Genomic DNA, 18,254 nt, shown 5'->3' with positions numbered 1-18,254 from the left:
GACCTTCTCCCAGACCGCATCGCTCACCACAAACCGATCCCGATCCATCCCTGCCGCCACTCCGCCAAAGCGGAGCTTGAATCACACCCAGACCACCATGGGAATCCTGAATGTCAACGGGCCTTAGGTGAAGGCGGGGCAAATCTTACCGGGCCGCTCGTTCGCGATTTTCTGGGCAAAGCGGTAGTCTACGAAGAGCGAATCCCGGTTGGCAGTGGACGGGCAAATCCACAGGCAGATGCCGATGAGCGTATACGGAAGCTGGTGACGGGCCTCAGAGTGCCTCCAAATACCCCGCCCGATGCAGTCTGCCCGGCGCTATGTGGAGAAGCGCAGCGGATGAGCCAGCGTTGGGGGGAGCCATTCGACCCCGCTCGATGCCTGGCCCTGTGCCCTGGGTTACGCCGTTAACCCGCCAGCGCCCTAAACTCCCTCGGCATGAACCCCGGATGGGGCGCGCCCGTCCGGATGGCGAGTTCATCTGCCCGGGTCGCATCGTCATAGAGCTGGTACGCCAGCACCAAGGACGGCAGCGGCTCGGTGCTGGTAACGGTGCGGAGCCGGGACGCCTTTCCTCCCCGCTCGGACAGATCCTCGATCACCGCCGCCTGGAGCCGCCGTAGGGCCAGATAGGCCTGCCCTTCGCTGCCGGAGCCCGCGTTCAGGATCTCCGCGTCGAACAGCGCCGACACAGCGGTCCGGAGGGCGGCTGCGTCCTCGTAAGAGGCCGGATTGTACTCGGCGCAGGCCTTGGCCAGCGAGACGAGGGCGGCCCGCCGGCAGAGCGCCGAGGCAGCGCTCTGGACGGTCGCAATCGCTGCCCCGATCGGCGCCGTCGTGCCGCTGGTCGCCACCGTGTAGGTGGCCAACCTGCTCAGGAGCCGAACTGCATCAGCCGGGTCACTACACACCGCCCGAATGGCTTCGGTTATCTCCAGCACCGCCGCCCCAAGGGCATTAGTTTCATTGCTCATAGCGAATTCGCCAACCTGACGGCCTTAGACGCCGCGTTGGTGACCGTCGTCCGAGCCCGGGTGACCTGCGAGAGCGCGCCGCTGACAGAAGTTACTCCACCCATCAGCCGGACCCGCGCTCCCGTGGCGTACCGCCCGTAGGTGCCAGCTGCCGGCACGAGGCCAGAGACAGCGTTGCTGAACATCGCCGCATCCCTGAGGACGCCATTCACCTGGGAAACATAGCCGTTTACAGTGGCCACAGTGGCCTGCGCCACAGATACTCCCTGGTCGATCGCCTTTCCGATATCTGCGCCGAAGTCCGCGATGCAGGATGCCATACACGCGTCAGCTGCACCCTGCACCAATGCCTGAGTGGAGGTCGCTGCCGAGGGGTACTCAGGGTCTCGCGCCTCGACGAACTGGAATTGGATCTCCACGACCCGCCCCAGCTCCATCCGGTCGGATGCCCGGAGCGGCGCAACAAGCACCACTTCCATCGCCCCAAGGAGCGGATGCACCAGGGTCCCCGCCCCCTTCAGCTCCGCCGCGTCCAGCATCTGCTGGGCTCTGAAGCCAACGTCGTCTCCGACCAGGAAGCCCGAGAAGCCAATGATGCGCCCAGCCCGTCCCAGATCCTCTGCCCAGATGTCGTCCCGGTAGGGATACTGGTGTACGGCTACCCGGCGGCCGCGAGCATACTCTGAAGCACGGACCCCAAACTCGATGCCACGCCAGGAAGCCGCGAGCAGGGTATCAGCGAAGGCCATGGCTAACCTCAGTACTCCTCAACCGAGAAGCCCGAGAACCGGACGCTGAAGGTTCCGGCGGTGGTGTTTACCTCGGAGCACTCGGTGCACCACATGCCGTCCCCGGACACCGTCTTGCCAGACGCCAGGACAGCGACGATGGACACGCTGGTCATGGCCATAAAGGCCGAGACCGACATGTTCTGGGCATCGCGTACCGTGAAGGCCATTTGCGGCGTCTTCGGCATCTCACTGTAGCCGTGCACGCCGTTCTGCCCCGTCAGGTTCTCGCGCGTGACGGCGGTCACATCGTACACCAGATCGGACATATCGATCGCTTCGCCGTCGATCGTGGCGGAGGCAACGCCCGCCCGGCGACCACCTGAGGTGGCCCCGCCATTGAAGATGGCCATGTCTCATCGCTCCTACCCGGCCGCCGGGCATGAAAAAAGCCACCCGAAGGTGGCCTCGTTGGTGCCTACTCGACCGCCGACCTTGCTCGCTTTGGTCTGCGTCGTCCGCGCTCTCGCGCGAGGTTATCTGCCGCCCATAGCGGCCGAAGATTGGTGAAGTGGAAGCACTCTGCCTGCTGAGCAGGATCGCTCAAATCAAACGAATTGCAGGGCCTAATGTGGTCCACATGCCATTCGCCGTGGTTTGCCCAAGTCATCCCTGGAGCAAACTGCTGTTCGATGTGTTCCTTCAGCTCCGGCAGACTGCATCCAACAAGGTCGAGAGACGCAATTGATTTCTCGACAGCGCAACGCTTGAGAGCAAGCGCAAAACGAGCGCGAACCACGCACGCGAGGCGGAATTCTGGATCGCGCCTGTACCGCTCTTTCACATAGCCCGGGTTCCTGCGCCGCCATTCGGAAATTCGAGCGTTAATCTCCGCCTTCTTGATCGTTCGACTTTCTCGATTTTTGACTGAAAGGGCCTCGCGATTTCTCTCGCGGTAAACCCGCGCCTTCTCGCTTTTCCTCGCCTTGTTGGCGAGATAGTGGCGTCGGCCCGCCTCCTTAATCCGGTCGGCGTTCTTCTCGTAATTCTGCCGGATTGAAAGCTTTACAGCAGCTTTCCTCTGCGGGTCTTCCGCGTATCGCTTCCGGCGATTTGCATTCCACTGGTCGCCATTTCTGGCGCGGGCTTTCGCGCAGTACTCTCGGGCTCTCTCAGGATGCCTCTCACGAAACCTACGGTTCCTGGCCTCCGAAACCCTTCTTGTGTGCTCGGGATCACGGTCGTAGTGCGCCTTTGAGTAGGCCCGCTGTTTTGCGAGACGGACCTCTCTTTCCTCCGCGCTTTCCGAAGCGATCCTTCGCGCCATGTACTCCTTTTGGAGTTGGCATTTGCGACGCTTCTTCGCTTCGTCATCCATGCAGAGAGTATATCATCTCCGCACTATCGCGCTCAACTTTTAACGAAGGAAATTTTGCAGACAATCGACCTTAATTGGTTAGCTACGTCGAACGGCAGCAGTAGCGCCACCAGGCCGTTGCCCTGGTTCTCGCCCCTGGCGCCAGCGCGGAACGCATCGAAATTCTGCGCATATCCGGCGGTGCAGTAGGTCTTGTACCGCGAAATCGCGGCGGCCAGGACCGTCTGGCTCGTCACCATGTTTGAGCCGCCCGGGATATTCGTGCCGTCCGCCACCAGCTTCTTCCGCGCGAACGTCGTGGCCAGATACGCCTTCATGTCGCGCGCGAGATAGGCGAGCGTGTAGGGCGTCTCGGTGTCCAGATAGGAGTTGTCCGACACCCCGGCGGCGTTCTTCTGGTAGAAGGTGACCGACCGCTCAAGGAATACCGTGCCGTCATTGCCGACCTTGTAGGTCGAGATGCCGTCGTAGAGCAGGGAGTTGCGATAGGTCGGGGCATCCCGATCCGCCGTGGCCGGGGCATACACCCCGTTGATCGCCACATTCTGCAGCGGCAGGGCCGGATCCACGCGCAGGCTGTTGGCGCAGACACCCGCATAGGCGGCCGCCCACCGCCAGGCCGGCGTGGGGCTGCCATAGAAGCCGATGCAGGAGCCATGCTCGTCATTACGGCTGGTCCCGAAGGCCACCCGCTCCCCGAGCGTGCCTCGGAAGGCCGTGAAGAACCCGCCGAAGAGCTGGTTCTGCCACGACCAACGCCCCGCCGTGTCATCAAGGAACGCCTTCAGGGCATCCAGCGAGGCCGTGTCGGTGTAGGGACAGACGATGAAGTCGTAGGTGGTGTCCCCGAGCCCTGCCAGGGCGGGCGTAAGGGCCGGCGTCCCCGTGCCGCCAGTCATGGCGGTCACCGTGGCCGTGATGCCAGCCGGCATCGCCTCGCCAGCCGGGATACCGCCGAAGTTCAGCATGATGGGGATCTCGTTTCCCCATACTCCGGCGCCCGTGGCCGTCAGGGTGACAGTGCCGGCCTCGGCATCGGCTGTGACCGGAACGATAGCCTGGCTGATATCGGCCGCGGCATTGGTGGCGATGATAGCCGCCGTGTCCCCAACCGCGACCGGCACCTCGATCCGCTCACCGCCGATGTAGAGCGCCATCGTGGCCGCCGAGGTGGCCGTGCCGGCGAAGGCGATGGAGCCCTCTGCCGTGCCAGCGCCGTTGCTGTCGGCCAGAGGCAGATACCAGAGCTCGCCGGTGGGATCGTTCTTCCGGTAATCGCCCGTCATGAAGGCCAGCGGCGAGCGGGCGCCGTAGCGCTGCTGGGCGTCCGCGAGGCCCGAGGAAATTACAGGCAGCCCGCTCAGGCCGGCAATGACCTTTCCGGTCTCGCCCTGGCCGATGATGAGACCGCGGAGGTTCTGGGCCGCCGTGTTGGCGTTGCTGGGATCGAACTCGGCCCAGACGCCTGGAACACGGTTCGTCCTGTCGTATTTGGAGAAGGAGATGCTCATCGGGCGGACCTCTTAGGAAGCAGCGCCCGCGTCGGCCGCAGCCGCGTCGGAGCTCGTCGTGTCGCTGGGGGTGGACGGCGCAACCTTGGGGGCCCGGCGGGTCTTCGGGGCATCTTCCTTGGGCGGTTCCGTCACCACGATATCCCCCTGCCGCAGGCACTGCTGCCAGAAGGGGTCGTTGTCCGGCACCTCCCTTCCCTCAGCAGGCACAAAGCGCCGCGTCACCGGGTCACGCACGGCGCGACCCTTGGCCACCTTCACGTACATCGATGTCTCCTGGGTCAGGGCTGCGCGGGGTACGCGCGCAATTCGACGCTTTCGGCGCCGGTCGTCTGGTTCGTGATCGAACCGCGGATTTCCGTCAGAGGCTCGAACGGCTCCTGCCATCCGTCCTGGTCGGAGATGGTGGTCTCAATGGCGAAGTCGAACTGCCAGCGGAGCCAGGACCGGTTGATGCCATCTGGGACTAGCCCGCCGCCGGCATAGACGAAGCCACGAGACTGAACGGACGGGTCTGGCCGCCAGTTGAGAATCGCCGCCCAGATCGCGGCGCGGAACTGGTCCACAGCCTGGGTGCTGGGCGTCTGGCCCCGACGGTCGGTCGGGTCCTCGTGGTTGCTCAGGTCAATGATGACGCCGATTTTCTCGCGCACGACCTGGTAGTAGCCGGTCCCGCCCTGCTGCGTGTTCTCGCCGGGCTCGTCCTCAAGGGGAATCACGTAGGCGGCCGGCTGCGGAAGCCAGACCTGGTCCTTGGCCTGCACATAGCTCGCCGCGCCGGCCACGTTGCCGTTGAAGATGGGGGCGTGGCTGCGCAGCTGCTGGATGACGGCGTCGATTTTCATTGGACAAAGACGCCCCAGTTGAAGTGCTGCGCGAGCGCGACGAGGATGCTCATCGTGAGGACGCCGGCCGCCCACCCGACGGCAAGGCAGAACACTGGGTGGCGCCCGTCATAGTTCCTATCGAACTCGTACTCGCCGTGTCCGATCCTCGGTACCTTCGGCTCAGACTTAGGCGGCGCAGGAGCGTAGGCCATCACCGCTTCACCCTCACCATCGCTACGTCGTCCCGGAGGCTCGCCTCTATCCGCCCGCGGAGACCGCTTTCCACCTGATCCAGCGCCTTGGTCAGGAACTGACGGGGCTGGAGGTCTCTCCCAGTAGCGGCGCCTGCCTTGCCGCGCACCCTCTTGCCGCCCCGGACCATGCGGCCACCGCCGGACGCGCCAGCCTGGAGGAACAGGGCATAGAAAGCCGTGTCCCGGACAGCGACGCCTTCGCCACTTTTGAACGGTCTGACCTTGATCGATCGAGCTAATGTCCCCGTCACGTTGACCGGCGCCTCGCCCGGCGCGGAGGCCTGGTAGCGCATCGACTTGTAGCCGCCGCGGTACTGGGAGCTGCCACCGGTGCCGTAATACGTTCGGCCGGTGCCGGCGCTGGAGCGGATCAGTGCCCGGGCCGCCTTCGCGACCTCATTGCCGGCCTGCCGGAGCGTCTTCCGGAGGTTCTTCTTGCTGTAGACGAACTGGTAGCTCGGGGCGGAGACCTGGAGGCGGATCATCAATGCCGTTCCTCTTCCGCTTCCACCATCACGAACCGCTTCCTGCCGCCCATTTCCAGGATTCGACGCACCCGGAAGATCTCGGTCCGGATACCCCCGCCCGGCAGGATGGTCGGCCGCACGATGACGAAAGTGTCGTCTAGGCCTGCGACCCACCGCATCCAGATCATGTGAGTGATGACGTCACCGCCGGCCTGGATGGAGCCGCGGTAGGTGACCCCGTGGGACGCCTCAATCCTCGCATGCCGCCTGGCGAACGGCTCCAGCGTCTCGACGATCCCCGCGTCCACCAGGGAGGGCACCTGCTCCCGGCGGTAGATCCGGACAGGCCAGCGCAGCTCGCCGACGGGAACCGTATCGGCCGCCATGGGATCAGCCCCCGAAGGTCGTCAGCCGGTACATCCCAAGCAGGGCTGCGGCGGCGGGCGGCATCTCGCCCCCGGCATCGCCCCGATGCTCGTACAGGAAGCCGGTCAGCAGCAGGATGCCATGAATGATGGCCTGCGGAGCGGCTTGCCCTGCCCCATAACCGGCAGTGAACAGCACCGAGAGGTGGTCGTTCGGCGGACCGAAGGACGAGGTGAAGTGGACCCGGCCGGTGTTCAGGTCCGTGCCATAGGTGGCAGCGTCCAGCACCTCGTCCTCCCGCCCCCACTGGCCGAAGGAGACCTCGTCCACGGACAGCACCGGCCGGACGGGGAGTTCCAGGGACCGAGCATTGCCAACGAACAGCCCTTGCGGTGCCCATTGCGGCAGGATGAACAGGTTCGCCCCTACGCCGACATAGGGCCAGGCACCCGCCGGGCGCTCATTGGCCACCGTCCAGCGCAGCTGCCGCGGCACAATGGCCCGCCCGGTATAGCTCTCCGCCCAAGTCCGGGCAGCTGTGATGTAGATGCCCAGCAGATCGTCATCGTCCGGGTGATCGACGCGGCAGTGCTTGCGCGCGAGGGCTACCGACACCGGCTCGGAAGCCGGGGGCGTGACGACCTGCAAGGAGGTGATCATGCGGGACCGATCAGTCCCGCGACTTCTTCGCCTTGGCCGGCGCGGGAGCAGGCTCCTGCTCCGCAGCCGCGCCGCTCGGCCCGGGCACCTTCTCCGCGTCTGCGTCAAGAGGCGCAGGCACGTTAGCCCCATCGGCCGGAGCCGCCTGCTGCACCTCCTGGCCCTTCTCCACGTAGGTCGCCGGGCGAGGACCGGCCCCGAGTTCACCGGTACGGGTGATGACGCGGTTCTCGGCCCGGGTGAGCGGGCTGTGCCCAGTGTCCAGCCCAGCCGCAACCGGGTCCACGGCGGCCTGCTGAGGGCCGTAGACATGCGGCACGGGGTCGCCGGAGGCCGTCGCCGGAGCAAAGCTATCCGGCACCTCCTGCAGGCCCGGGGTCACGCTCAGCCCCTCTTGGCGAGGGGCCTTCGGCTGGCGGTCGGCGATCATGTCCGCAGCGGTGGGCGGAATGGCGTCGCTGGATCCAGCCGGCGTGGCGGTCTGCTTGTCCTGCTCTTCGCTCATGTCAGGCGGCTCCCTTCTGGACCATGGCAGGGCCGGGCTGCTCCGAGTGGCCGGCCACAATCACTGCAATGCCGCGGCGCACGAGTTCTTCCGCTTGGGGGCGGAGGAACCCCGCCTGCTGACCACGCTGGTAGGCCGTCGAGCCATGTGCGTGCCAGCGGCGGAATTGCAGGGTGACCTCCTGCGGATGCCGCTGGTAGCCGGCAACAGAGGTGCGCGGAATGTCACGCATGCCACCCTGCGCGAGCACCTCCGCACGACCGGCCTCCCGAGCCCTGGCCAGTTCGCCGGCATGCTGCTCGGCCATCGCCGCGACCGTCTCCCGGACGATCTCGGCGCGCTCTTCCTTGGTGATGGGCATGTTGCGCTTTCCTTACGGGCGGCCGGGCTGCGTGCCACCGGGCACGTTGGCGCTGGCATTGGCGGGGTTGTTGCTGCCTGTCGGTGCAGCCACGCCCCAGGTGGACGGGGCTGCGGACATGTCGCCGCTCGGAGCCTGCACGTAGTAGGAGGCGCCCGGTCCGAAGTTGCTGAAGCCAGCCGGAGCCCAGCCGGGCAGAACCGCGACAGCAACGGATGCTTGGTGGCGCAAATTGAAGTCGTGCTCCTCGATCACCCGGAAGGCCGTCTGATCGCGAGTGAAGGTGCTCACCATATTGCCGCCGCTGTCCTTGTAGGAAGCGACGTCGGAGGCATCCACGGACATGTTGTAGGTTTCCGCCAGCACCACATCGGCGAAGTCGGCGAGGAACAGGTAGGACCCGTTGTTCACCGGGTCGCCGCTCGTCGCCGTGTTGATGTTCGTCGGCAGCTGCTGCGTGTACCGATAGGGGATGCCGTCCAGCGTCTTCCGGTCCCGCATCTCATCACGGTAGACGAAGTTGCCCACCTGATCGCGCAGGCCCATTAGGAAGGCCTCTGCGGTAGGTGTCATGATCCACGCCGGGCGAATCATGCGGCTCATGTTGTTCGTCAGCGCCAGTCGCATGCCGAGCAGCGTGCCGACCACCGCCGTCAGGATGGTGGCGTTGTCGGTGGCCGTGAAAGCCGGCACCAGGAACTTGTTGGACGCCGGGCAGAGGTTCAGAAGGCCGATCGGGGACGTACCGGAGCCATCGCCGATCAGGAAGGCCAGATCCTCACGCCGGGCCAGGCTCTGCACCATATCGTCGCGGATGATCTGCTCCACATTGCCGGTAGCACGGCGGATCAGGTCGTTGGAGACCGGGACGAGAGCGGTCAGTTTCTTCGCGTTGAGCTGGAGATCATCAAAGGTCTCCTGGCTGGCTGCGATGTCATCCAGCTCGCCCTGGTAACCCGCCGTTGCGCCGGCCGCGATACGGGGGATGGTCAGGTTGCCGAGCGGCATATCGACGATCATCGGGTTCAGCTGCCGGATCACCGTCTCAGCACGGAGCAGCTCGATGATCTCGTTCGAGAAGTCCTGCGGGATGAGGGCACCACCGGTGGCGACGCCCGCCGTATTCAGCGCCTTCGCTACAGCCTTGTCACCGAACCGACGTTCGATGAATTGGGCCGCGCCGGCCATGCCATTGCCCTTCGCGAGCAGGACGCCGAAGGCGAAGCGGGCGGCCTTGAAGCCCTTCCCTTCCTTCGGCTTGGGCTCGCCATAGCCATGAGGCGTGAGGCCGCGCGAGCCACCGTTGTGGCCGAAGCCACGGCGATTGTACCCGCCCAGGAGGCCGCGCTCCTCGTCGCCGCCCTCAGCGCCAGGACCGTCCTCGCCACCCGGCTCGATCTCGGCGGCAGCCGCCGCTTGCTCGGCCAGAATCGCCTCAAGATCCGTGATGCGGCTGTCCAACCCCGCGATCTCGGTGGTCAGCGCCTGGATGTCGGCCTGGGTGGCGACGGAGACCTGCTGGTCCTCGTCCGTTAGATCGTCCTTCTCGGCGATCGCGACAGCCTTGGCGAGGAGCTGGCGCTTCTCCTCCACCTTCTGGGCCTTGAGGCGCTTCAGTTCATGGAGCTTGGCCATGGGGTTTGGATTCCACCTCGTGGATGCGGGTGATTGGCACCGCGCGATGGCTTGCCCAAGGCCGATAGGGCATCCCGCTAGGCGGGCAGGCGGCGTCGGTTCAGACGCTCGCCAGAAGGTCGTGGGCGCGCCTCAGCCGGGCGCGACTGGCCTTGAAGGCCTCGATGCGTGCGGCAGCCTGAGCGATGGCAGGATCGACCACATCAGGGACAACAGCGGCCCCTGGCGTCTGCGCCGCCGGATCGAGCAGCGCTTCTGGGTTGCAGGGAATGGTGACGATGCTGAATTCGAGAAGCCGCTGCTTCACGAAATCCACGCCCGGGAACCAGTCATCCCCCCTGGCGCTCTCGCCCTGCGGAATCACCCAGTCCAGCGGCATAAAGCCGACGCTGGTGGCCTGCAGATAGCCGCGCAGGCAAAGCTGGTAGACAGCCTCGGCCATGGGACCGGCCACAGGGACATCCGCCGGCACGAAGTCCACCGTCGCCTTGAGCGCGCCGCCCTCTACCGCGAGGTCCATCCCGCGACCGACAGGCAGGCTGTAGCCGTCATGGGCCCAGAGCACCACGGGATTGCGCTGGTACTCATCCAGATCCCATCCGTCGATGGCGACGGTGTCGTACTCGCGGTCCACTGCAGCAGTGGAGATGGTGAAGCGCAGCCGGCGCTCGCCCTCCACCGCTTCAGCCTGGCCCGTATAGAGCTTCTGCAGGCGCACGTCCCCTGGGCGCTCCCCCTTGCGGGCGAGGCCCTTGAAGGCGCGCGGGGTCAGGATGGGCATTCAGGTCTCCTCGCCGCTGTCGGCGGCAGCGGGGGCGCTTGGAAGCGAGGCGGGCGGCACGCCAACAGTTGCGGCACTGGTGCCCTCGGCAGCCTGAGCCGAGGTGCTCTCCATGTTCATGGCCCGGATGTACTCGTCACCGTTCGGAACATCGGGTTCGCGCCCCATAATCACCCGCGCCTGATTGGGCGTCAGGGTGCCGCTGCGGATCTCGATTTCGTTCGTCTCCGCCATGGTCTTGCGATCCGTGCGCTGGAGTTCATCGTAGTCGACGTCGATCTCGAAAAGGTCTTGCTCGTCCTCGAACAGCAGGACGCGCCCCAGCTCTTCGCGCATCTGGTTGCCGATCGGCAGCAAGGTATCTGCCCGGTACGCGATCTCGCCCTGTTCGACATTCGCGAAATGGGCGTTGCTCAGGTCACCCGCCTTGTGGGGCGGGACACCGAACATCCGGCAGATCTCAGGAACCGTGAATTGCCGCGACTGCAGGAACTGACTGTCCTCTGCCGTCATGGACAGCTTCTCGAACTTCATGCCCTCGTCGAGCACGGGGGTCTTGTGGGCGTTCTGCACCCCAGCGAACCGGCCGTTCCAGCTCTCCGACAGGTAGTCTTTCCCTTCCCGGTCGAGCTTGCCCGGGTGAGTGATGACGCCGGCCAGCTGGGTTCCTTGGCGGAAAAGGGTGGCCCCGTGCTGCTGCGTAGCGATACCGAGGCCGAACGCGTCTTGGGCGACCGCCACAGGCGAGACGCCCGTATAGCCGTCGTAGGAGATGGCCGTCCGCAGATGGATCACGTTATCCCGGTGCAGACGAAGACCCCCCCCGAAGAAGGGATGGCTGATCTGATAGAAGAGCTCGCCCTCAGGGCTCAGCAACACTCCGCACTGATTGGGGGAGACCGGGACGATCGCGTTAGGCTCCCCTCCCCGCCCCCGCGTCACCACCGCATAGGAGTTCCCGCGCAGCATCAGCCAGGCGGTTAGATAGTTCCACATCTGTGACGGCGTCTGCCATCGGTTTGGATTCCGCAGAAGGCGGTTAATCGGGTGTGCTGCCTCAGCCCGATAGCCACGCACCAAGCGGCGCCGTACCACGCGGGGCAGTTTGCCCATGTCCTCCGCGACACGCTTGACGCAGGCCCACGCCGTCGGAATCTGCATGGCGGCATAGGGGGACACCGGAAAGCCGACCGAGCCCGGGAACCAGCCCATGCTACCGAGCCCGATACCGGTGAACGCTGAGCCTGCGCCCCCAACTTCCTTACGGACGGCCGGCAGATTGACGCGGGGCTCGATCGCGTTGGTGATGCGCGGCGGTGGCATCGCGCCTCCTAGACGAACAAGAGCTCCCGCGTGCGCGGGTCGTTGTAGCGCGACGTCTTGCCAGGATCGGCAGGCGCCGTGGCGGCCCCTACCGCCATGGCAAGCGCGACCATGCCGTCGATGCGGCCGCGCGAACGCTTTTTGTCGAACCAGCGGTTGCCCTGAGCGTCCGGCTGAAGCGTCGCATTGCCCGCGCACCACTTGGTCACGGGGTTCGCCTCGATCGTGATGCCACCCTGTAGGATCAGATCCTCCAGCGCCTGGACTGACCTCGGCATCCACAGTTGCTTCTCGGAGAAGAGCCCCCGAGCGCCCTGGGCGTGGCGAATCATCTTGAGGCCAGAGCCAGCCGGCTTGTCGGGGCCCTGATACTCCCAGGTCTCAAAGCCGATAGCCGCCGCGGCATCACGGAAGCCGGAAAAGTGCGCCAGGTCAAAGGCCATTGCCTCGACCTGATGCGCGGCGCAATGCCGCTGCACGTCCGTCGCGACGAAGTCCATGCCAATGTTCCGCCCGGGGGTAGCGGTCAAAAAGCCTGCCTCGACCCACTGCGAATAGGGTGCCTTGTCCTGTATCGCCCGGTCAGCGAGCCGGTCGCGTGGCGTCCAGTAACGGACCGTGGCGTGGAAATGCCCCCTGCCGTCGCGCCACACCGCAGCTCGCGCGGTCAAGTCGTTCCGCTCCGACGGGTCCATGCCGAGCCAGCACGGGCAGCTCCGCAGCGCCTCGGGATCGACCTTCCCGAGGGAGCTGTCCCAGAGATCTTCATCGATCCAGTATTCGGACGAACCGACCGGGATCCCAAAGAACAGGCGCTTCACGGCCAGCGCCTTTGACGCGAGACCGCGGGCTTTTGCTACTTCGGCCCGGACGTTCTCGATCGGGTAGGTGATGCCGAGAGCGGGCAGGGCCTTAGGCCAGCACCGCTCGTCCTCCATGGGGTCATCAGTCGGGTCGACGCGGGCGATCAGCACAAACGAGCTATCGTCCTGGAACACACCCTTCACGACGTTCTGGTATAGGTCTGAATATTCGGTCCCTACCAGCTGGTCCGCCGCCGGGGTGTTGGTCCCGAGCATCATCAGTGGATCGCCCGGCATCTTCGTGATAGCCGCCGACCACAGCTCGATGGCATGGGCCGACTTGAACTCGTGAATCTCGTCAGCCAGCACCGCCGTCGGACGCGGGCCCGAGATCGCGTCACTTGTGGCCAGCGCCTGAAACATAGACCCGCTCTCCGGGTGCTCGATGCGCCAAGCCATACTGCCCGTGCCGCGAATCACGACCGTACCGCGGGCCTCCAGGGTATCCCCAGGCTCCTCGTCCGGGATCTGTGCTCGGCACATGGCCACACCATCCTGAAACAGGACGTTCGCCTGATCCTTGTCCCCTGCAATGGCATAGATCTCGGCACGGTTGATGCCGCAGAATCCCATCAGATAAAGGCCCACGCCGGCCATGAGCGGCGACTTCGCCTGCCCCTTGCCGGTCTCCAGCCATGCCGTCCGGAAGCGCCGCAGCCCATCCGCGCGGCGCCAACCGAATAGGCTCCCGACACTGAACAGGTGCCAGGGCAAAAGGGTGAAGCGCTGGCCCGCCTTTGCGCCCGCCGTAATACTCAGCACCGCCGGGAAGAATCCGATAGCATCGGCAGCCTTCTCCGGGCTCCAGTAGAGGCCCCTCGCCGGCCCGTCCCGGAGATCCCGCAGATGCCGCTCAGCGGCGTGCTGCATCAGCTCCCCCGCGACGATCCGACCTGAGACCACATCCTTGGCCCAGGCGGTCGTGGGATCAGCTTCAGGCGCCGCGCTTGAGGTATCCGTCCGCCGCCGTCGCACGCTTCTGCTTCCTCTGCGCCTTGGTGGCCGATCCGCGGCGTCGGGGGTTGAGGCAAAGCTCCATCTCGGCCGAGGTGGCGTCGGCATCTGCCTGCCGCATCTCAACCTGCCAAAGGTTCAACATCGGAACCTGCGTTCTCGGCGAAGGGACAATGGCACCCTGGCGCATCACTTCAGCCGCCGCGAGGTCGTAGCGCAGATATGCCAGCACCAAGCGCTGCACCGTGTGGTGGTTCACTGCCGCCAGGGTCTGCGCGTCCCGTAATTCCGCGATAATGCGCGTCCATTCCCGATGAGCGGCGGCACGCAGCTCCCCTTGGAGCCCATCGGGACGTTCAGGCAGCAGGAATTCCCAGTCAGGCTCCTCGATCTCGGTGCCGGGACCGGCGATCACGTCGAAGGTCATGGTTCATTCCGGGAGGCAACCCCCCTTTGGATTTTCAGTCTCGGCGCAAAAGAAGGAGGGGGCTCGGTCCACAACCGGCAGGCCTCCCATCCTCAGAGCCCCCCCTGGGGGTAGGGTCATCGGCGGTTCCAGGGGTGCCCCTGGTCGAGGGGTCGCCCCCCGAGGTCACATCCCCGGTCCTGATTGCCGGACGCCGTGCGCGAGGAATGGTGAGGCTTGCAAAGGGAGCGGAGGTTGGACCGCACCAGCCGCAGATCTGGCCTCGCCTCCACCGTCTCGATGTGGTCCACCTCGGTTGCCGGCGTGAGCATCCCGTGCGCTAGGCAGAAGCGGCAAAGCGGCTCCTCCGCCAGCACTACAGCCCGGAGCTTCCGCCAGTCCCGGTCATAGCCTCGGGACGAGGCAGAGCCACGGATGCGATCATAGGGGCGCGGCGCCGTCATAGGCCTGAAAAGCGAAAGCCCGAAGGCATCCAGATTTTGGACACACTTCGGGCTACTGGGCGGAAATCTATGTCTCCCCTCATCGGGATGCAAGCCCAATTCTGAGTAGCCGGGCATCATCCTCGGACATTCCCGGATCCACCCACATGGCCCGGGCGGCTTCGGCACGAGCTATCCACACTGCTGCCATGGCCTGTCCGATATTCCTGCCGGTCCACTCTCCATCGTCCTGCGAATGACCGAGAAGCCTGAGAGCATCGGTCTCGACAGTCCTAGCGACCTCCGGCCTAACCTCAATCACCATCCGCATTTCGGCACCAATCTGCCGCTGCCTTGCATGAGGATCGGTTGTCATCCCGACCTTGACCGCCCCGTCATTCGCAACGGCGACATAAACCCAAGCTCGCAGCCCAACTGCGGCAAGCGCCCCCTTCGTCTTGATCGGAGGACGTCCACGGCGCCGGGGCTTCAGCCCGATGGCCGGCCGGTCCCATGCCGACGCTAGCCGCGCACTGTACTTCGCTTCCCGAACCAGCGTGTCCGAACTGCTGAAGCCGTCGTCCTCATGATGCATCTGACCGTCGTCCATTTACATGCCCCAGAATTCTGCAAGGAACTTCAGTCCCTCGCGGATCGTGGGCGGATGCCGCGTACCGACGTCCTCGATCACCGCGTGCCAGACTAGGTCGCGATGGTGCCGACCGCAGGATCTTGCCAGCGCATCCATCGCCTCATTGTAGCAACGCCACGCATTGGCCGCGGCCTTGGCCGCCTCCTTGTCCAGTTCACCTTGCCATCCCTTCGGATCGGCCGCGAACCCGGCGCAAGAGGGGTGTCCCATCGCGCCAGACAGGCCGGGCACCGCAGCGTCCCAGTAACCCCTCAGCTTCGCGGCGGCGGCATACTCGGGGCTCTCAGGCGCGACCCCCTCGGTCGGCCACGGGATGACCGGCGGCCGCTCATGTTTCGGGCCGGCCGATTGCGGCTCGGCTCGCCTGGTCGCCTTGGCCCGCTTCATGGCGGGCACCACGGCCAGCGGCATGGCTGCTAAAGCTGCCCGCTGACGCTTCCGGCACTCCTTCCTGCGGCGGGTGCGCGCGTTGGCCATTAGATCCCCCTGCTCCAAGCTTTTCTCAGATCGACGCCCACGGTCCTGGCGAAGCGCTGGATCGCCATGACCGCGTCTTCCTCCAACCCGTGCTCCACCGGCCCGTGGACGGATATGCCAGCCACCGTGGACAGGACCGGGCTCACCGGCAGGCCGAGGAGGTGCGCCAGCGCCGCATGGGCGGCGTCATGGTCGTGGCACATGCCCAGTACGTCCGGACCGTAACCGAGGCGCCGGGCTGTCTCAGCGTAATCCGCTCCCGGTTGCGGCGCGGCGTGTATGACGCGGCCACACGGGAGGGTCGTGGTGCAACCCCATTCAAAGATCTGCACCGTGGTGGCGCCGAACCGGAGAATCATCGCGTTCTCTCCATCCGAACCCCACCGCGGATGGTGTCGCGGAGCTGGCATCGCTCGCGGCTGAGGCGCAGGGCCCAGCGGTCGAGGGGCGGGGTCATGGGCAACGCTCCCACCGCCATGGACCCCACCACTGGCCTCGAAACATCTTGCGCACGCGCATCCAGCCAGTGCGGACACCACTGCCGTAGGCCGAACCATGGCCGTACTGGTCCCAGGACGCGCAGATCCGCGGAACACGGACAGCACAGGTCCGTCGCCAGGCAAGTTCCTGCCGGAGAGGGAGGTGGCGGTGCTTCAGCGGGGACTTTCGGGGCTTGAGGATCATCGCGGCTGCCTCCCGTAGGTGGCGAGGTCACGCGCGCACTGGGCGCATATCCCAGGACCGCCACAGCGCATCCTCACCCCGTCGGGCCGTGGCCAGACGTGGCCGTGGCCGGTGTTGGTGCCCCAGCCGGTTGCGCCGGTGACAGGGCCATCCTGCACGCGTCCGTCCGAACCGACGCGCTTCCATTCGGCCGGGTTGCTCACCTCAACCGTGCGGACGGCAATCTTACGGTCACCCCGGTCGAGGATGACGACATAGCCGTCGCCATTGGCATGCTGCACGACGTCGCCCTCGCGGAGGGCCCTCAGCTCGGCCTCGGTCATGGCTTCGGCTCCACAGTCCGCACATTCGCGGCCGCCAAGGCGTCGAGGACTTCCGCTGCCGCCGCGATGCTGTCCCGGCAGGCGAAGGCCTCCATGCCGGCCGCCAAGCGACAGACGGTGCGGGCCAGCAGGACAGCCTTGAGCTGCTCGCTACTGAGCATGTTCGGCCCGGGCGGCGGCTTGGTGCCGGACGGCATGGGGATATTCAGGCCGGGGAACCGGACCTCTAGCTTGCTGCCACCGGTGCCCTGATGCGGCGGCTCGCCCGGACCGCCCGGCGGCATGGTGGGTTGGTAGCCTCTCATGGGCCGCGCTCCCCGATTTCCCCTTGCAACCCGCGCCCATCTAACCCATTATGCACACATGGCGAGACGATGAAGTCCGCCGGAACGAGAGCGAGCCTCCGATGAGCACCACCACCGCCGACCTGACCGACCGCAACCTCCTCGCCCAGATCGACCGGGCTCGCGAGGAAGCGCTGAAGTTCGCCGCTGAGCAGCACAAGCTGGCTGCGGAGACGAGCAAGCTGTCCGCCGAGGCGGACAAGCTGCGTCGGGATACACGCCTCGCCCCGTGGGTCCTGGCCTCGGCCATCATCGGCGGCGTGGTCGTGTCGGCGGTGAACATCATCCTGAAGGTCGCGGGGATAACCCCGTGACCCCCACTCGCTTTCGAGAGTGCCTGGACGCGCTGCACTGGACCCAGCGCGGGCTGGCCACGATCCTGGGATGCGCGGACACCCTGACGCGCGGATGGGCTTCCGGGCGCGGGACAATCCCCGAGCCAGTGGCCGAGTGGCTGGAAGAGCGCGCCCGCCAGGCAGCTGAGACGCCCCCGCCGGAGGATTGGCGCCGGCCGAGGTTTGGGCGAGCCGCATAGTCACCGCTGCCTCCCGCGCTTCAGGGCGAGGCCGAGGGAGGACGCGCGCCAGTACCAGCGGCCATCGGCGTCGGTCTCAAGGACCGCCAGGCCCAGATCCCGCAGCGCCTCAATGCCAGCCGGCGTCGTGTCGTCGTCCTCAACATCAGAACCATCCCCCGGCAGCCACGCCAGGGCCTTTTCCTGAGCTTCGGTAAGGGTAGGTACCACCCCACCTCCCATCCCGCCCTGCGCGGGCTCCTGCGCTGAATTCTGAGGGGTCATGGACGGGGGTTCCGGCTGGGGTCGTCCAGCCATGCTTGGCGCCGCGTCATCAGTTCGGCTGTCCGCTCAGGGTCGTAGCCGCGCATGATCTCCTGCACGTGCGGCAGGCCCTGATTGAAGGCCCCATCCCACACGCCATGCCGGTAGGCGTAGTGGCGCGTGAAGGCCAGCCAGCCCATGACGAAGACGATGCCGAGAGCCCACCAGATCCAGTCCATCACTTCCCCTCCTCCCGGCTCGCGGCGGGGGCGGTGGGGCGCGGACGCATCCAGACCGCTTCCTTGATCCAGTACCGCTGCGTGCTGTCCTGCAGGTCTTCCCAAGCCTTGTAGGCTGGGGGGTCGGGCTGCGTTTGCCTCACGCGCATCCACGCCTCGTAGGCCGCCTTGCCGAGCTCGCCGTTCGTCGGATGGCTCACCGCCCTTCCCTCCCCTCGCTCTCGACCACCCCCTGGGCGGGGGCGCGGTTCAGGTAGCGGCAGACCCACCAGTGAAAGCCGAGGGCCATGGCGGTGTATTGCCAGCCCACGAGCACCGCCT

At 65.9% G+C, this 18,254-nt stretch carries 28 protein-coding genes; 1 reads left to right on the top strand and 27 read right to left on the bottom strand.

Going from position 1 to position 18,254, the window contains the following annotated elements; all coding sequences use genetic code 11:
• Positions 1-407: 407 nt before the first annotated feature.
• The 24 genes from ACO1BU_RS31505 to ACO1BU_RS31390 form a co-directional block, all read right to left on the bottom strand.
• Positions 408-974 (bottom strand): hypothetical protein, encoded by a 567-nt coding sequence (locus ACO1BU_RS31505; RefSeq protein ID WP_424139904.1) that lies wholly within the window; start codon positions 972-974, stop codon positions 408-410.
• Entirely contained in the window at positions 971-1,723 is a 753-nt protein-coding gene (locus ACO1BU_RS31500) for a DNA circularization N-terminal domain-containing protein (RefSeq protein ID WP_424139903.1), read from the bottom strand. Before ACO1BU_RS31500 ends, ACO1BU_RS31505 begins: the two co-directional genes overlap by 4 nt.
• Before the next feature lie 8 nt (positions 1,724-1,731).
• A complete protein-coding gene (locus tag ACO1BU_RS31495) occupies positions 1,732-2,115 on the bottom strand; it encodes a phage tail tube protein (protein WP_424139902.1) in 384 nt (127 codons plus the stop codon).
• A 65-nt stretch (positions 2,116-2,180) separates the two neighbouring features.
• On the bottom strand, positions 2,181-3,080 hold the full coding sequence (locus ACO1BU_RS31490) for a hypothetical protein (RefSeq protein ID WP_424139901.1): 900 nt from the start codon (positions 3,078-3,080) through the stop codon (positions 2,181-2,183).
• Between the two features lie 32 nt (positions 3,081-3,112).
• Complete coding sequence (locus ACO1BU_RS31485; RefSeq protein ID WP_424139900.1) at positions 3,113-4,591, bottom strand: phage tail sheath subtilisin-like domain-containing protein; 1,479 nt, start codon at positions 4,589-4,591, stop codon at positions 3,113-3,115.
• Between the two features lie 12 nt (positions 4,592-4,603).
• A complete protein-coding gene (locus tag ACO1BU_RS31480) occupies positions 4,604-4,858 on the bottom strand; it encodes a DUF2635 domain-containing protein (protein WP_424139899.1) in 255 nt (84 codons plus the stop codon).
• Positions 4,859-4,872: 14 nt separating this feature from the next.
• Positions 4,873-5,436 carry a phage tail terminator protein gene (locus ACO1BU_RS31475; protein WP_424139898.1) on the bottom strand — a complete coding sequence of 188 codons (564 nt, stop codon included), beginning with the start codon at positions 5,434-5,436 and terminating at the stop codon, positions 4,873-4,875.
• The gene (locus ACO1BU_RS31470) at positions 5,433-5,630 is read right to left on the bottom strand and encodes a hypothetical protein (protein WP_424139897.1); all 198 of its coding nucleotides are present in this window, start codon (positions 5,628-5,630) and stop codon (positions 5,433-5,435) included. Before ACO1BU_RS31470 ends, ACO1BU_RS31475 begins: the two co-directional genes overlap by 4 nt.
• Entirely contained in the window at positions 5,630-6,157 is a 528-nt protein-coding gene (locus ACO1BU_RS31465) for an HK97 gp10 family phage protein (RefSeq protein ID WP_424139896.1), read from the bottom strand. The genes ACO1BU_RS31470 and ACO1BU_RS31465 overlap by 1 nt, the downstream gene beginning before the upstream one ends.
• Positions 6,157-6,525: a phage head completion protein gene (locus tag ACO1BU_RS31460; protein WP_424139895.1), complete on the bottom strand. Its 369-nt coding sequence runs from the start codon at positions 6,523-6,525 to the stop codon at positions 6,157-6,159. Before ACO1BU_RS31460 ends, ACO1BU_RS31465 begins: the two co-directional genes overlap by 1 nt.
• Positions 6,526-6,529: 4 nt before the next feature.
• Positions 6,530-7,165: a head-tail connector protein gene (locus ACO1BU_RS31455; RefSeq protein WP_424139894.1), complete on the bottom strand. Its 636-nt coding sequence runs from the start codon at positions 7,163-7,165 to the stop codon at positions 6,530-6,532.
• Between the two features lie 10 nt (positions 7,166-7,175).
• Positions 7,176-7,670: a hypothetical protein gene (locus ACO1BU_RS31450; RefSeq protein ID WP_424139893.1), complete on the bottom strand. Its 495-nt coding sequence runs from the start codon at positions 7,668-7,670 to the stop codon at positions 7,176-7,178.
• Between the two features lies 1 nt (position 7,671).
• Positions 7,672-8,031 carry a hypothetical protein gene (locus tag ACO1BU_RS31445; protein ID WP_424139892.1) on the bottom strand — a complete coding sequence of 120 codons (360 nt, stop codon included), beginning with the start codon at positions 8,029-8,031 and terminating at the stop codon, positions 7,672-7,674.
• Between the two features lie 12 nt (positions 8,032-8,043).
• On the bottom strand, positions 8,044-9,666 hold the full coding sequence (locus ACO1BU_RS31440; protein ID WP_424139891.1) for a phage major capsid protein: 1,623 nt from the start codon (positions 9,664-9,666) through the stop codon (positions 8,044-8,046).
• 100 nt (positions 9,667-9,766) lie between these two features.
• Positions 9,767-10,447: an HK97 family phage prohead protease gene (locus tag ACO1BU_RS31435; RefSeq protein ID WP_424139890.1), complete on the bottom strand. Its 681-nt coding sequence runs from the start codon at positions 10,445-10,447 to the stop codon at positions 9,767-9,769.
• Positions 10,448-11,770, bottom strand: a complete 1,323-nt coding sequence (locus ACO1BU_RS31430; protein WP_424139889.1) for a phage portal protein — start codon at positions 11,768-11,770, stop codon at positions 10,448-10,450.
• An 8-nt stretch (positions 11,771-11,778) separates the two neighbouring features.
• Positions 11,779-13,503, bottom strand: a complete 1,725-nt coding sequence (locus ACO1BU_RS31425) for a terminase large subunit (RefSeq protein WP_424139905.1) — start codon at positions 13,501-13,503, stop codon at positions 11,779-11,781.
• A gap of 64 nt (positions 13,504-13,567) precedes the next feature.
• Positions 13,568-14,014 (bottom strand): P27 family phage terminase small subunit, encoded by a 447-nt coding sequence (locus tag ACO1BU_RS31420; protein ID WP_424139888.1) that lies wholly within the window; start codon positions 14,012-14,014, stop codon positions 13,568-13,570.
• A gap of 116 nt (positions 14,015-14,130) precedes the next feature.
• Positions 14,131-14,457, bottom strand: a complete 327-nt coding sequence (locus tag ACO1BU_RS31415) for an HNH endonuclease signature motif containing protein (RefSeq protein ID WP_424139887.1) — start codon at positions 14,455-14,457, stop codon at positions 14,131-14,133.
• A gap of 79 nt (positions 14,458-14,536) precedes the next feature.
• Complete coding sequence (locus ACO1BU_RS31410) at positions 14,537-15,046, bottom strand: hypothetical protein (protein ID WP_424139886.1); 510 nt, start codon at positions 15,044-15,046, stop codon at positions 14,537-14,539.
• Positions 15,047-15,565 carry a hypothetical protein gene (locus tag ACO1BU_RS31405; protein ID WP_424139885.1) on the bottom strand — a complete coding sequence of 173 codons (519 nt, stop codon included), beginning with the start codon at positions 15,563-15,565 and terminating at the stop codon, positions 15,047-15,049. It lies immediately after the preceding gene.
• Positions 15,565-15,924 carry a hypothetical protein gene (locus ACO1BU_RS31400; protein ID WP_424139884.1) on the bottom strand — a complete coding sequence of 120 codons (360 nt, stop codon included), beginning with the start codon at positions 15,922-15,924 and terminating at the stop codon, positions 15,565-15,567. Before ACO1BU_RS31400 ends, ACO1BU_RS31405 begins: the two co-directional genes overlap by 1 nt.
• A 321-nt stretch (positions 15,925-16,245) precedes the next feature.
• On the bottom strand, positions 16,246-16,572 hold the full coding sequence (locus ACO1BU_RS31395) for a hypothetical protein (RefSeq protein WP_424139883.1): 327 nt from the start codon (positions 16,570-16,572) through the stop codon (positions 16,246-16,248).
• Complete coding sequence (locus tag ACO1BU_RS31390; RefSeq protein WP_424139882.1) at positions 16,569-16,877, bottom strand: hypothetical protein; 309 nt, start codon at positions 16,875-16,877, stop codon at positions 16,569-16,571. The genes ACO1BU_RS31395 and ACO1BU_RS31390 overlap by 4 nt, the downstream gene beginning before the upstream one ends.
• 101 nt (positions 16,878-16,978) lie before the next feature.
• Here ACO1BU_RS31390 and ACO1BU_RS31385 point away from each other — a divergent pair, with 101 nt between their 5' ends.
• A complete protein-coding gene (locus ACO1BU_RS31385) occupies positions 16,979-17,230 on the top strand; it encodes a hypothetical protein (protein ID WP_424138648.1) in 252 nt (83 codons plus the stop codon).
• Positions 17,231-17,451: 221 nt separating this feature from the next.
• Here the strand turns inward: ACO1BU_RS31385 and ACO1BU_RS31380 are convergent, their stop codons facing one another.
• From ACO1BU_RS31380 to ACO1BU_RS31370, 3 genes are read right to left on the bottom strand one after another with little or no spacing between them, the layout of a single operon-like run.
• Complete coding sequence (locus ACO1BU_RS31380; protein WP_424139881.1) at positions 17,452-17,715, bottom strand: hypothetical protein; 264 nt, start codon at positions 17,713-17,715, stop codon at positions 17,452-17,454.
• A complete protein-coding gene (locus ACO1BU_RS31375; protein ID WP_424139880.1) occupies positions 17,712-17,933 on the bottom strand; it encodes a hypothetical protein in 222 nt (73 codons plus the stop codon). Before ACO1BU_RS31375 ends, ACO1BU_RS31380 begins: the two co-directional genes overlap by 4 nt.
• Positions 17,933-18,133 (bottom strand): hypothetical protein, encoded by a 201-nt coding sequence (locus ACO1BU_RS31370; RefSeq protein WP_424139879.1) that lies wholly within the window; start codon positions 18,131-18,133, stop codon positions 17,933-17,935. Before ACO1BU_RS31370 ends, ACO1BU_RS31375 begins: the two co-directional genes overlap by 1 nt.
• Between the last annotated feature and the right edge of the window lie 121 nt (positions 18,134-18,254).

Origin of the sequence: Roseomonas chloroacetimidivorans (assembly GCF_049629625.1) — a bacterium.
Taxonomy (GTDB): domain Bacteria; phylum Pseudomonadota; class Alphaproteobacteria; order Acetobacterales; family Acetobacteraceae; genus Roseomonas; species Roseomonas chloroacetimidivorans.
Note: the sequence above shows the minus strand (reverse complement) of the source record. Positions and strands in the feature narration are given on the sequence as shown.

What these genes read in the sequence shown, in the direction of transcription:
- ACO1BU_RS31430 (WP_424139889.1), bottom strand. Translation starts at nt 11,770, where the DNA reads ATGCCACCGCCGCGCATCACCAACGCGATCGAGCCCCGCGTCAATCTG.
- ACO1BU_RS31425 (WP_424139905.1), bottom strand. Translation starts at nt 13,503, where the DNA reads ATGCAGCACGCCGCTGAGCGGCATCTGCGGGATCTCCGGGACGGGCCG.
- ACO1BU_RS31380 (WP_424139881.1), bottom strand. Translation starts at nt 17,715, where the DNA reads ATGACCCCTCAGAATTCAGCGCAGGAGCCCGCGCAGGGCGGGATGGGA.
- ACO1BU_RS31395 (WP_424139883.1), bottom strand. Translation starts at nt 16,572, where the DNA reads ATGACCGAGGCCGAGCTGAGGGCCCTCCGCGAGGGCGACGTCGTGCAG.
- ACO1BU_RS31490 (WP_424139901.1), bottom strand. Translation starts at nt 3,080, where the DNA reads ATGGATGACGAAGCGAAGAAGCGTCGCAAATGCCAACTCCAAAAGGAG.
- ACO1BU_RS31390 (WP_424139882.1), bottom strand. Translation starts at nt 16,877, where the DNA reads ATGAGAGGCTACCAACCCACCATGCCGCCGGGCGGTCCGGGCGAGCCG.
- ACO1BU_RS31440 (WP_424139891.1), bottom strand. Translation starts at nt 9,666, where the DNA reads ATGGCCAAGCTCCATGAACTGAAGCGCCTCAAGGCCCAGAAGGTGGAG.
- ACO1BU_RS31415 (WP_424139887.1), bottom strand. Translation starts at nt 14,457, where the DNA reads ATGACGGCGCCGCGCCCCTATGATCGCATCCGTGGCTCTGCCTCGTCC.
- ACO1BU_RS31480 (WP_424139899.1), bottom strand. Translation starts at nt 4,858, where the DNA reads ATGTACGTGAAGGTGGCCAAGGGTCGCGCCGTGCGTGACCCGGTGACG.
- ACO1BU_RS31475 (WP_424139898.1), bottom strand. Translation starts at nt 5,436, where the DNA reads ATGAAAATCGACGCCGTCATCCAGCAGCTGCGCAGCCACGCCCCCATC.
- ACO1BU_RS31450 (WP_424139893.1), bottom strand. Translation starts at nt 7,670, where the DNA reads ATGAGCGAAGAGCAGGACAAGCAGACCGCCACGCCGGCTGGATCCAGC.
- ACO1BU_RS31445 (WP_424139892.1), bottom strand. Translation starts at nt 8,031, where the DNA reads ATGCCCATCACCAAGGAAGAGCGCGCCGAGATCGTCCGGGAGACGGTC.
- ACO1BU_RS31435 (WP_424139890.1), bottom strand. Translation starts at nt 10,447, where the DNA reads ATGCCCATCCTGACCCCGCGCGCCTTCAAGGGCCTCGCCCGCAAGGGG.
- ACO1BU_RS31400 (WP_424139884.1), bottom strand. Translation starts at nt 15,924, where the DNA reads ATGATTCTCCGGTTCGGCGCCACCACGGTGCAGATCTTTGAATGGGGT.
- ACO1BU_RS31470 (WP_424139897.1), bottom strand. Translation starts at nt 5,630, where the DNA reads ATGGCCTACGCTCCTGCGCCGCCTAAGTCTGAGCCGAAGGTACCGAGG.
- ACO1BU_RS31485 (WP_424139900.1), bottom strand. Translation starts at nt 4,591, where the DNA reads ATGAGCATCTCCTTCTCCAAATACGACAGGACGAACCGTGTTCCAGGC.
- ACO1BU_RS31460 (WP_424139895.1), bottom strand. Translation starts at nt 6,525, where the DNA reads ATGGCGGCCGATACGGTTCCCGTCGGCGAGCTGCGCTGGCCTGTCCGG.
- ACO1BU_RS31495 (WP_424139902.1), bottom strand. Translation starts at nt 2,115, where the DNA reads ATGGCCATCTTCAATGGCGGGGCCACCTCAGGTGGTCGCCGGGCGGGC.
- ACO1BU_RS31410 (WP_424139886.1), bottom strand. Translation starts at nt 15,046, where the DNA reads ATGGACGACGGTCAGATGCATCATGAGGACGACGGCTTCAGCAGTTCG.
- ACO1BU_RS31405 (WP_424139885.1), bottom strand. Translation starts at nt 15,565, where the DNA reads ATGGCCAACGCGCGCACCCGCCGCAGGAAGGAGTGCCGGAAGCGTCAG.
- ACO1BU_RS31420 (WP_424139888.1), bottom strand. Translation starts at nt 14,014, where the DNA reads ATGACCTTCGACGTGATCGCCGGTCCCGGCACCGAGATCGAGGAGCCT.
- ACO1BU_RS31465 (WP_424139896.1), bottom strand. Translation starts at nt 6,157, where the DNA reads ATGATCCGCCTCCAGGTCTCCGCCCCGAGCTACCAGTTCGTCTACAGC.
- ACO1BU_RS31455 (WP_424139894.1), bottom strand. Translation starts at nt 7,165, where the DNA reads ATGATCACCTCCTTGCAGGTCGTCACGCCCCCGGCTTCCGAGCCGGTG.
- ACO1BU_RS31375 (WP_424139880.1), bottom strand. Translation starts at nt 17,933, where the DNA reads ATGGACTGGATCTGGTGGGCTCTCGGCATCGTCTTCGTCATGGGCTGG.
- ACO1BU_RS31385 (WP_424138648.1), top strand. Translation starts at nt 16,979, where the DNA reads ATGAGCACCACCACCGCCGACCTGACCGACCGCAACCTCCTCGCCCAG.
- ACO1BU_RS31500 (WP_424139903.1), bottom strand. Translation starts at nt 1,723, where the DNA reads ATGGCCTTCGCTGATACCCTGCTCGCGGCTTCCTGGCGTGGCATCGAG.
- ACO1BU_RS31505 (WP_424139904.1), bottom strand. Translation starts at nt 974, where the DNA reads ATGAGCAATGAAACTAATGCCCTTGGGGCGGCGGTGCTGGAGATAACC.